The sequence below is a fragment of the Natronomonas sp. genome, from assembly GCF_036625485.1.
In the GTDB taxonomy this organism is placed as follows: domain Archaea; phylum Halobacteriota; class Halobacteria; order Halobacteriales; family Haloarculaceae; genus Natronomonas.
This window is the reverse complement of record NZ_JAZKTR010000094.1, coordinates 1-9,855: the sequence shown is the minus strand read 5'-3', so window position 1 is coordinate 9,855 and position 9,855 is coordinate 1. Positions and strand designations below refer to the sequence as shown.

Here is a 9,855-nt window from a genome sequence, read left to right as displayed (position 1 = left end):
GGCAGTGCGTGGGACCGGATTTGAACCGGCGGACCTCTACAGGACAGCGCCCTCAACGCTGCGCCGTTGGCCTAGCTTGGCTACCCACGCACGGTGTGTCTGTCTGCACTCAGTCGTAACCCGGCGCACAATAAAAGGGCTTTCCTTTGAGCCGCCGAGGGGGAGCGATTCGCATGGGGCGGTACGACGCGCAGTCCGTCGGCCTTAGTTGCATGGCCTGCGCTTCCGCACAGTTGAAGTAGACACCTCCACTCATAACGTGTATGGCGAAATACTCGACCGGCGGTGTCGGGGGCGACTCCGGCGGTGCCTGCGAACTCTGTGGTGCCGAAGACCGTTCGCTTGAGACGGCGACGGTCGCCGGCGCCGAACTGCAGGTCTGCTCGGAGTGTGCCCGTCACGGCGACGATGGTGGCTCCAGCGGCTCGGGCGGCGCGACGTCCGGTGGCGACGGCCGCGAGGAGACGAACCGCCGCAAGAAGGCCGCACAGAACATGGCCAAACTCGACGACGCCCAGAAGGTCAACTCCGACTGGCAGGAGGACACCGAATACGAGGAGGACCCACTTCCCTACCTCGTCCGCGGCTACGGCGACCGCGCCGAGCAGGCCCGACAGGACGCGGGCCTCCAGACCGACGAACTGGCCGAGGAACTCGGCGTCGATGAGGAGGACATCGTCGCCGTCGAACAGGGCCGGGCCGCCCGCGCCGGCGTCGGCGGGTCGCTCATCGAAGCCCTCGAAGACGAACTCGGTATCGAACTGGCCGACGAGTAACGACGGCCGGTATCACTTCTCGGCGCTCGGGGTCGGACTGCACTCGCCTGAGCGACACGAGCACATATTACCCTATGTTTTTGCCGAACCCGCCGTATGCGAAGGTATGGACCTCTCCCCCGAGCAGCAGGCCATCCGCGAGACGGTTCGGGAGTTCGCGCTCGAAGAGATACGGCCGACCGCCCGCGAGGCCGACGAACACGAGGATTTCCCCGAGGACGTCTGGGACGGCCTCGCCGACCTCGAACTGACGGCGATGACCGTCCCCGAGGAGTACGGCGGCCTCGACGTCGGCGGGCTGACCTACGCACTCGTCAACGAGGAGGTCGCCTACGGTCAGTTGGCGGTCGCGACCGCGCTGTCAGTCCACTGTCTCGCGACGTCGTGCATCGCGGAGTTCGGCGACGACGAACACAAAGAACGCTGGCTCCCCGAGATGGTCGAGGGCCGACCCGTCGGCGCCTTCGCCCTGTCGGAACCCGATGCCGGGTCGAACCCTGCCGAGATGTCTACCGAGGCCCGCCCCGAGGGCGACGAGTTCGTCATCAACGGCACGAAACAGTGGATCACCAACGGCGAGCGCTCCGGCGTCGTCATCCTGTTCGCCAAGACGGATGCCGACGACCCCCGGACGGTGACCCAGTTCGTGGTTCCGAAGGACGCCGACGGCCTCGACGTCGGCAAGAAGGAGGAGAAACTCGGCCTCCGGGCCAGCGACACGACGACGCTGACCTTCGATGACGTGCGTATCCCGAAGGAAAACCAGCTAACCGATGAGGGTCGTGGCCTCTCGGCCGCCCTCTCGATTCTGACCGGCGGCCGGGTCGGCATCGCCGCCCAGTCGGTCGGCCTCGCTCAGTCGGCGCTGGATCTGGCTCAGGAGTACGCCCAGGAACGCGAGCAGTTCGACCAGCCCATCGCCGATATCCAGTCCATCCGGCACAAACTCGCCGAGATGCACGCGAAAACGCAGGCCGGCCGATTGCTGACCTACGAGGCTGCTCGCGGCCTCGACGGGGACGACCCGCCGTCGCTGGCGGCCAGCACGGCCAAATACTTCGCCAGCGAGGCGGCGATGGACGTGACGAACGAGGCGATCCAGATCCACGGCGGCTACGGCTACACGACCGATTTCCCGGTCGAACGGCTCTACCGGGACGCCAAGATCACGACCATCTACGAGGGAACGACCCAGATTCAGAAGAAGGTCATCGCCCGCGAACTGCTGGGATAGGACGGGCCGCAGGAATCGCTAGCGAGCCAATACTGATAGTCCGGCCCGACGAAGTCGGGCTATGACTGACCGCAGCGCCGAACCCGAGGAGAGCATCTGCCCGTACTGTGGGGTCGGTTGCGGAATCACGTACAACCCGAAATCGGGGAAGGCGACCGGCTGGAAAGGCCCCGTCAACACGCGCGGGGAGATTTGTCCGAAGGGAGCGGCCGCGTGGGAGATCGTCGACCACGACGAGCGCCTGACGCGGCCGCTGGTCCGCGAGGATGGTGACCTCGTCGAGGCGACGTGGGAGGCGGCGCTGGACCGCATCGAGTCGTCCTTTTCACGAATCGTCGCCGAATCCGGCCCCGATGCACTCGGCTTCTTCGCGTCGTCGAATTGCACCAACGAGGAGAACTACGTCCTCCAGAAACTCGCGCGCGCCCTCGGAACGAACAACGTCGACAACTGCGCCCGTCTGTGTCACTCCTCGACGGTCGCCGCGATGGGAGAGCGGTTCGGCGCCGGCGCGATGACAAACTCCCTCGATGACCTCCGAGAGGCCGACGCCTTCCTCGTCGCGGGTGCCAATCCTGCCGAACAGCACCCGATCATCTTCCGGTCGTACCTCCTGCCGGCGATTCGAGACGGGGCCGACCTCATCCACGTCGACCCCCGAGAGACCGATACAACGTCTGAAGCGAGCCTCCATCTCCCGGTGAAGCCGGGGTTCGACATCCCCCTTTGCAACGCCATCGCGAAGGTCATCCTCGATGAGGGCCTCGTCGACGAGTCGTTCGTCGCCGACCGCGTCGAGGGGTTCGAGGCGTTCCGCGAATCGCTCGAGGGGGTCGACGTCGAGGAAAACGCCCGACTCGCGGGCGTCGACCCGGCCGATATCGAGGCGGCCGCACGAACCTACGCCGAGGCCGACCGGGCGGCCATCATCACGGGCATGGGGATGAGCCAGCACCACTGCGGGACCGACAACGTCCACGCGCTGCTCAACCTCGCGCTGTTGACCGGGAACGTCGGGAAGCGTGGCGCCGGCGTGAACCCGCTTCGCGGCCAGAACAACGTGCAGGGCGCCGGTGACGTCGGCGCCTTGCCCGACGTACTGCCCGGCTATCGACCGGTGACCGACGCCGAGGCACGCGAGGCGGCCGCCGACGTCTGGGGGTTTTCGCCGCCGGCGACACCCGGCCTGACGGAGGTGGAGATGACCCACGCTTTCGGCGAGTCGATACACGGGGCGTTCGTCTTCGGCGAGAACCCCGCCGTCACCGAACCCAACGCGAACCGCGTCCGGGACTGCTTCGACCGACTCGACTGTCTCGTCGTCCTCGACCTCTTCCGGACGGAAACCGCCGAACACGCCGACGTCGTCCTGCCCGGCAGCGCGTGGGCCGAGAAGGCCGGCACCGTCACCAACACCGACCGGCAGGTCATGCGGATGCGCCCGAACACCGACCCGCCGGGCGAGGCTCGGCGTGACCTGTCGGTCCTGTGTGAACTCGGCGGTCGACTGACCGACCGAGACTTCGACTACGAGGGCCCAGAGGCGGTCTTCGAGGAACTCCGGCGGGTGCTTCCCCAGTATGCGGGGATGTCCTACGCGGACATCGGCACGGACAGCCAGCGCTGGCCCTTCCCCGAAGACGCCGACGAGGGCGTCGACGTCCTTCATACCGAGACGTTCGCCGACGGAAGCCGGACGGCCCAACTCCGGGCGGTCGAGCACGTCGACCCGGTCGACCCCGTCGCCGAGGACGAACTCGTCCTCACGACCGGTCGCGTCCTCCAGCATTTCAACAGCGGCGCGCTCACCCGCCGGTCGGGGACGCTCGTGCGGATGCGCGGCGAGGACGTCCTCCAGATCCATCCCGAGGACGCCGACGCTCGCGGCATCGACGATGGGGACACGATTCGAGTCGGGAACGACCGCGGCGAGGTCTCCATGGCGGCCGACGTCACGCCGGCGATCCGACGCGGGACCGTCTTCGCGACGTTCCACTACGCCGATCCCCTCATCAATCGGCTCACGGGCGATACGCTTGACCCGGTCTCGAAGATACCCGAATACAAACACAGCGCCGTCAGGGTCGAGGTGACGGTGGACGGTTCCTGACGTCGCCGCTACTCGTCGGGAGCCTCGTCTCCCTCGGTGCCGACGACGAGGACCGGAATCGCCGCCTGTCGAAGCACCCGCTCGGCCGTGCTTCCGAGCAGCACCGTCTTGAACGCCGACCGTCCCGTCGCGCCGATGACGATGAGATCGATCCCGCGGTCGGTGGCGTAGTCGAGGATCTCCTCGTGGGGGACGCCCTTCCGAATCGCGGTTTCGGCCTCGATACCCGCCTCGGCCGCTCGTTCGTCGAGTACCGCAAGCGCCTCCTCGCCGTCCTCGCGGAGGGCTTGCTCGACCTCTTCGGGGTCGACGATGGCGTTATCGTAGGCCGTCCGCGTCTCGATGACGTAGATGCCGTGGAGAGTCGCGCCTGTGGCGTCGGCGAGCGCGACGGCTTCGTCGATGGCGTCGGCCGCGTTTTCGCTGCCGTCCGTCGCGACGAGGATTTGGTCGTACATGGGGTTTCGTAGCAGCAACGGGCGTAAGTAGCTATCCGACGGGGACGTTCGGTCGATGACGTCGCCCGGGTATCCCGCTCAGGCTTCGTCCCCGTCGTCGGCGTCGACGAGTGTGAAGAGCTTCCCCCAGTTCTCGTCGTCCTCGCTTTCCGGGAGCATGTCCCGCAGTTGTCGCAGGTCCGAGGGTGGCACGAGCGTACTCGTCAGGTCCATGATGACCTGCGCGTGGTAGGCCGCGTCCGGCCGGTCGACGCCCTCGATCTCGGCGACCCGCTCGACGAACTCCGACCAGTCGAACCGCTGGCCGTGCTCGTGGACGGCACCGGTCATGTACCACTTGACTTCCATCGGGAGCGAGGCCGCGAAATCCTCCGCGTTCCCCTCCGGAATGCGCTGCCCGAGCGTCATCAACGTCGCCCGAATCGCACGGACGGCCTCGCCGGTCGCCGGGAGTTCGAGTCGGTGCTGGACCTCGCCAGTGAATTCGTCGAAGTTCATGGATTGGCTCCTCCGTTTGGAACTACGACTTGAAGTGTGATAACTATCCCCTATCATTCCCAGTCTCGCAAACGCCCAAGAGGGTGGGGCGTGAACGTCGCTTCGGAACGACATGCGACGGAACGCACTCGCCGGACGGGTCACCCGCCAGCGGATCGGGCTACCGCTCGGACCGGCGGTGTTCGCCGTCCTCTTGCTGCTTCGACCGTTCGATATCGCGCCATCGGCGAACGCGGCGCTGGCGAGTACGCTCTGGATCGCCATCTGGTGGGTGACCGAGGCGATTCCGATTCCGGCGACGAGTCTCTTGCCCGTCGTGCTCTTTCCGGTGACCGGCGTCGTCGGCGTCGCGGGAGCGACGGCGCCGTACGCCGACCCGGTCGTCTTCCTGCTGCTCGGTGGATTCCTCCTCGCGCTCGCCATCGAGCGCTGGGGTCTCCACAGGCGTATCGCGCTCACCATCGTGAGTCTCGTGGGTGTCAGGGCCGACCGACTCCTGCTCGGGTTCATGGTCGCGACGGCGTTCCTCTCGATGTGGATCTCGAACTCCGCGACGGCGATGCTGATGGTGCCCATCGGGACCGCCGTCATCGTCTCGGTCGGGACGGTCGGCGGACGGGACGGCGACACCACCGACGACGCGCCGGACGCCCCCGATGGGACGCTCGTCGCGGGGACGGGGGCGGACCCCCAGGAACGCCCGGCGACCGACTTCGGGCTGGCGTTGATGCTCGGCATCGCCTACAGTGCCTCCATCGGCGGCGTGGCGACGCTCATCGGAAGCCCGCCGAACGCCGTCTTTGCGGGCGTCGCAGCATCCCGCCTCGACGTCCAGATCACCTTCCTCGACTGGCTGGTGTTCGCAGCGCCGCTTTCGGTCGTGTTCTTGCTGCTGGCGTGGCTGGTGCTGGTGGTCCGCTTCGCCCCCGAACTCCCACAGGAGGGCAGCATCGAGCGCCTCATCCGGGCACAGCGGGACGCACTGGGACCGATGTCCCGCGGCGAGCGCCGCGTCCTCGCCGTCTTCGTGGCGGTCGCCGCCGGGTGGGTTCTGCGGCCGTTCGTGCTTCAGCCGGTGTTTCCGGCGATTACGGACACCGTCGTCGCGGTCGTCGGCGGTATCCTCCTGTTCGTCGTCCCCGTCGATTATCGGAACCGGGAGTTCCTTCTGGACTGGCGGGACACCGCACGGTTGCCGTGGGGTGTACTCGTGCTTCTGGGCGCCGGCTTCTCGCTGGCCAACGGCTTTCAGGAGAGTGGGCTTGACGCGCTCATCGCCGACGGACTGGCCAGTATCGCGGGCGTGCCGCTGGTCGTGCTCCTCCTCGCGGTCGCGACGGTCGTCGTGTTCCTCACCGAAGTGACCTCGAATACGGCGACGGCGACGGTCTTCATGCCGATAATGATCAGCCTCGGGCTGACGCTCGGTGTGCCGCCGCTCACGTTGATGGCGGCCGTCTCGCTTGCGGCCTCGATGGCGTTCATGCTCCCGGTTGCGACGCCGCCGAACGCGGTCGTCTTCGGCAGTGGCTACGTGACCATCCCGCAGATGTCGACGACCGGCTTCTGGCTGAACCTGCTCGGCATCCTCGCTATCGTCGCACTCACCTACCTGTGGTTGCCGATAGCCCTCGGAATCGCGGGCTAGTACCGACGCTGGCCTGCCACCGGTTCTGGGGCTACTCTCGGGTGTCCGATTCCGAACCCACCCGTAATATTAACCGGAGGAAGAACGGAATGGGGGACGATGCCGGGTGATGGACGGAGTGACGTGGTCGATTTCGATGCCGACGCCGCGCTGTCGGCGGCCAGGGAGGCTATCGGAGCGGAGAACGTCTTCACCTGCGCCGTCTACGACGCCGAGACGTTCCAGACGGTCTACGTCGATCCGCGGGTCGAGGGTCTCTATGCCGACACCGACCACCGCCAGGAGCATTTCGAGGAGATCCACTCCTACGTCCACCTGGATTTCAGCGAACACGACCTCTTCGAGGAACTGTTCCGCGACCCGGAAGGCGTCCGCGCCTTCGTCACGTACATGGGCAGTCTCGTCGCCGCCCGCGTCGTCAGCGAGAAACAGGGGATCTTCTTTTCGGTTGCTCCGGACGCGCCGGTGACGAAACTGGTTACTACCGTCGAGGCCGAGATGCAAGCGTGAACCACGACCACGACACGGTCGTTTTCGACCTCGACGGAACGCTCGTCCGTCTCGCCGTCGAGTGGGACGTCGTCGCCCGAGAGGTCGCGACCGTCCTCGAAGAGCGCGATATCGTCCCGCCGGATAGCCTCTGGGGGATGCTCGAGGCCGCCGACGAGAACGGCGCCCGCGAGGCCGTCGAACGGGTCATCGCCAGCCACGAACGCGACGGCGCCCGCGACTCCGAGCGCCTGCCCGCGGCCGATACCGTCCCCGAGGGACCCGTCGCCGTCTGCTCGCTCAACGCCGAGGAGGCGTGTCGAATCGCGCTCGATACCCACGATATCGACGGTATCGGCGCCGTCGTCGGTCGGGATTCCCTCGCGACCGAGAAACCCGACCCCGAACCCCTGCTGGAGGCCGTCGAGCGTCTCGGCGGCGATCCCGCGGGGACGCTCTTCATCGGCGATAGCGATACGGATCACAAGACAGCCGAACGTGCCGGCACCGACTACGTCGACGTCTCGGAGTGGCTTCGCGCGTAGAGAAAGACCGGCACGCCGATACAGAGCCACACGACGGCGCCGACGCGAACTGCGAACTCGACCCGCTGGCCCCACGTCGGTAGTGTGACGAAAATCGAGAGGAGGGCGATGACGGGCGCGCCGACGACGATGGTGAGGACGAACGTCGTCTGCATCACCCAGCCGTAGTCGACCCCTTCGGGGTCGGTCGTCTCGACGCGGGTCGGCATACTCCGATATGTGGGTGTCGCCCGGTAAGCCGTTACGATTCGACGCCGGAACGTGGCCCTGACCGATTCACATGGAGTGATAGCGTTTAACCCCCCGCGCGACTGATTCGATGCCATGCGAGCGAAGGACATCCGCGCGAAGGCCGGCGAAGAGCCGATAACGATGCTGACGGCCTACGACGCGCCGACGGCGGAACTCGTCGACGAGGCCGGCATCGACATGGTGTTGGTCGGCGATTCGGTCGGCAACGTCAAGATGGGTCACGATTCGACGCTACCCGTCACCGTCGACCAGATGGCCAGCCGAACGGCCGCCGTCTCCCGCGCCACCGACGACGCCCTCGTCATCGCCGACATGCCGTTCCTCTCCTACGGTGCCGACGAGGGCGACGCCATCGAGAACTGCGGTCGCATGCTCAAGGAGGCCCACGCCGACGCCGTCAAACTCGAATGCGGTCCCCACACCGTCGACCTCACGCGGCGACTCACCCGCCTCGGCATCCCCGTACAGGCCCACCTCGGCCTCACGCCCCAGCGGGAGAACGAAACGGGCCTCTTCCGGCAGGGCACCGACCCCGAGGCCGCCCGGCGCATCCTCGATCTGGCCCGCGAACACGAGGCCGCCGGCGCGTTCTCGCTGGTCCTCGAACACGTCCCCGCGAACCTCGCCAGCGAGGTGACCGACGCCATCTCGATTCCCACCATCGGCATCGGCGCCGGCCCCGACTGCGACGGGCAGGTACTCGTCATCGACGAGGTCACCGGCCTCTCCGAGGGAACCGCCCCCTTCTCGAAGGCCTTCGGCGACGTGCGAAGCGAGATGCAGAACGCGATCTCCTCGTACGCCGAGGCGGTCGAAAGCGGGGAGTTCCCCGCCGAGGAACACAGCCACTACGAGGAGGAAATCGAGGACGTCTATTAAGACGGGGCGGTCGCGGCGCCGTCGCCCGAGTCTACCGGCCCCGAGCCGTGTTCACGAGTTCGTGTTGAACGGCGAGGGTCCCGTCCTACCTATCGGCTTTACTGTACAGATAGACCGCCGAGACGGCCAGTATCGCTTCGGCGGCTTTGGTGACCACTGCGAGCGGATTGAGGCTGCCGTTCATGTAGAAGGCTTCTACGCCCCATCCCTGCACCGGGAAGAGCGCGAGAATCGTCGCGACTGCGTAGAGCGCTGCGACGAGGAACAGCCACCGCCGCCAATACCGCGTGAGGTATAGCATCGCCCCGCCGATGAACCCGAGCCCGTTGAGAACGAACAGGACGCCGAGTACCAGGCTGAACTGGACGGCATTCGTCGACGCCAACAGATGTAACACGCCCGTTACGAGCGCTGCGAGGACTGCGACGTAACCGATGGGGTCGGACGGACGATTGAACAACTGCCCTGTCTCCGTCGTTCGGGTCGCACACATATGCGAGATGTCGTACGGATAAATAAAGATGATATTGGTGTGATTGTCGAATCAGTAGCAGCGGTTGGACGAACTGGACGAGTGTCTATCAGGCACCGATTGACAATGGATCGTTAAGCGGGGGGTCGGCTGTCCAGTGTCGAATCGACGCCTCGTATACAGGACGCCAGTTCTGACCGATATCGCGTCGTTCGGCGATGGCGTGCGACGTGTGTCGTCCCGGTGCCGGAACGTGACTCCCATACATTTCTACGGCGCGCCGGCGATGACCACCCGAACGCGCCCATCGCTGTGGTTGTGGAGTTGCCGTTGCGTCTCGGGGCTGACCCGAATGGCTTCGCCGGGTCCAAGCGTCACTTCCGCCTCGTGGTCGTCCTCGGGACCGAGCCGAACCGTCAGTTCGGGCTCGCCCGTCTCCTCGGCGTCGTTGGCCTGCTCGCCGCCGACGACGAGGTAGACCTCCTCTTGGCCGT

The 9,855-nt window shown here is 66.3% G+C and carries 11 protein-coding genes, 1 tRNA gene and 1 pseudogene; 7 read left to right on the top strand and 6 right to left on the bottom strand.

Annotated features, from left to right (window positions below):
- Nucleotides 1-5 precede the first annotated feature (5 nt).
- Nucleotides 6-90, bottom strand: a tRNA-Leu gene (locus tag V5A53_RS09965).
- Between the two features lie 173 nt (nt 91-263).
- Here V5A53_RS09965 and V5A53_RS09960 point away from each other — a divergent pair.
- From V5A53_RS09960 to fdhF, 3 genes are all read left to right on the top strand, one after another.
- Nucleotides 264-776: a transcriptional regulator gene (locus tag V5A53_RS09960; RefSeq protein ID WP_332313455.1), complete on the top strand. Its 513-nt coding sequence runs from the start codon at nt 264-266 to the stop codon at nt 774-776.
- 106 nt (nt 777-882) lie between these two features.
- Complete coding sequence (locus V5A53_RS09955) at nt 883-2,010, top strand: acyl-CoA dehydrogenase family protein (protein ID WP_332313454.1); 1,128 nt, start codon at nt 883-885, stop codon at nt 2,008-2,010.
- A 61-nt stretch (nt 2,011-2,071) separates the two neighbouring features.
- On the top strand, nt 2,072-4,120 hold the full coding sequence (fdhF, locus tag V5A53_RS09950) for a formate dehydrogenase subunit alpha (protein WP_332313453.1): 2,049 nt from the start codon (nt 2,072-2,074) through the stop codon (nt 4,118-4,120).
- A gap of 8 nt (nt 4,121-4,128) precedes the next feature.
- Here fdhF and V5A53_RS09945 read toward each other — a convergent pair whose 3' ends face one another.
- Both V5A53_RS09945 and V5A53_RS09940 read right to left on the bottom strand, forming a co-directional pair.
- Complete coding sequence (locus V5A53_RS09945) at nt 4,129-4,578, bottom strand: universal stress protein (protein WP_332313452.1); 450 nt, start codon at nt 4,576-4,578, stop codon at nt 4,129-4,131.
- A gap of 78 nt (nt 4,579-4,656) precedes the next feature.
- Nucleotides 4,657-5,076 (bottom strand): DUF2267 domain-containing protein, encoded by a 420-nt coding sequence (locus V5A53_RS09940; RefSeq protein ID WP_332313451.1) that lies wholly within the window; start codon nt 5,074-5,076, stop codon nt 4,657-4,659.
- 112 nt (nt 5,077-5,188) lie between these two features.
- Between V5A53_RS09940 and V5A53_RS09935 the strand changes: the two genes are divergently transcribed.
- The 3 genes from V5A53_RS09935 (at nt 5,189) to V5A53_RS09925 (ending at nt 7,758) form a co-directional block, all read left to right on the top strand.
- Nucleotides 5,189-6,724 carry an SLC13 family permease gene (locus V5A53_RS09935; protein ID WP_332313450.1) on the top strand — a complete coding sequence of 512 codons (1,536 nt, stop codon included), beginning with the start codon at nt 5,189-5,191 and terminating at the stop codon, nt 6,722-6,724.
- A gap of 99 nt (nt 6,725-6,823) precedes the next feature.
- Nucleotides 6,824-7,234, top strand: coding sequence for a hypothetical protein (locus V5A53_RS09930; RefSeq protein ID WP_332313449.1), 411 nt, complete (start codon nt 6,824-6,826; stop codon nt 7,232-7,234).
- Entirely contained in the window at nt 7,231-7,758 is a 528-nt protein-coding gene (locus V5A53_RS09925; RefSeq protein WP_332313448.1) for an HAD family hydrolase, read from the top strand. Before V5A53_RS09930 ends, V5A53_RS09925 begins: the two co-directional genes overlap by 4 nt.
- Here the strand turns inward: V5A53_RS09925 and V5A53_RS09920 are convergent.
- On the bottom strand, nt 7,725-7,967 hold the full coding sequence (locus V5A53_RS09920; RefSeq protein ID WP_332313447.1) for a DUF5822 domain-containing protein: 243 nt from the start codon (nt 7,965-7,967) through the stop codon (nt 7,725-7,727). The genes V5A53_RS09925 and V5A53_RS09920 overlap by 34 nt on opposite strands.
- A 115-nt stretch (nt 7,968-8,082) precedes the next feature.
- Here V5A53_RS09920 and panB point away from each other — a divergent pair, with 115 nt between their 5' ends.
- Nucleotides 8,083-8,889, top strand: a complete 807-nt coding sequence (panB, locus tag V5A53_RS09915) for a 3-methyl-2-oxobutanoate hydroxymethyltransferase (RefSeq protein WP_332313446.1) — start codon at nt 8,083-8,085, stop codon at nt 8,887-8,889.
- Nucleotides 8,890-8,974: 85 nt separating this feature from the next.
- Here the strand turns inward: panB and V5A53_RS09910 are convergent, their stop codons facing one another.
- Both V5A53_RS09910 and V5A53_RS09905 read right to left on the bottom strand, forming a co-directional pair.
- Complete coding sequence (locus V5A53_RS09910; RefSeq protein ID WP_332313445.1) at nt 8,975-9,382, bottom strand: DUF7475 family protein; 408 nt, start codon at nt 9,380-9,382, stop codon at nt 8,975-8,977.
- A 249-nt stretch (nt 9,383-9,631) separates the two neighbouring features.
- Nucleotides 9,632-9,855, bottom strand: a pseudogene (locus tag V5A53_RS09905) (hypothetical protein); the annotation flags it as partial.

Coding starts and splice junctions, on each gene's coding strand:
- panB (WP_332313446.1), top strand. CDS start 8,083: ATGCGAGCGAAGGACATCCGCGCGAAGGCCGGCGAAGAGCCGATAACG.
- V5A53_RS09920 (WP_332313447.1), bottom strand. CDS start 7,967: ATGCCGACCCGCGTCGAGACGACCGACCCCGAAGGGGTCGACTACGGC.
- V5A53_RS09940 (WP_332313451.1), bottom strand. CDS start 5,076: ATGAACTTCGACGAATTCACTGGCGAGGTCCAGCACCGACTCGAACTC.
- V5A53_RS09935 (WP_332313450.1), top strand. CDS start 5,189: ATGCGACGGAACGCACTCGCCGGACGGGTCACCCGCCAGCGGATCGGG.
- V5A53_RS09930 (WP_332313449.1), top strand. CDS start 6,824: ATGCCGGGTGATGGACGGAGTGACGTGGTCGATTTCGATGCCGACGCC.
- V5A53_RS09945 (WP_332313452.1), bottom strand. CDS start 4,578: ATGTACGACCAAATCCTCGTCGCGACGGACGGCAGCGAAAACGCGGCC.
- fdhF (WP_332313453.1), top strand. CDS start 2,072: ATGACTGACCGCAGCGCCGAACCCGAGGAGAGCATCTGCCCGTACTGT.
- V5A53_RS09910 (WP_332313445.1), bottom strand. CDS start 9,382: ATGTGTGCGACCCGAACGACGGAGACAGGGCAGTTGTTCAATCGTCCG.
- V5A53_RS09960 (WP_332313455.1), top strand. CDS start 264: ATGGCGAAATACTCGACCGGCGGTGTCGGGGGCGACTCCGGCGGTGCC.
- V5A53_RS09955 (WP_332313454.1), top strand. CDS start 883: ATGGACCTCTCCCCCGAGCAGCAGGCCATCCGCGAGACGGTTCGGGAG.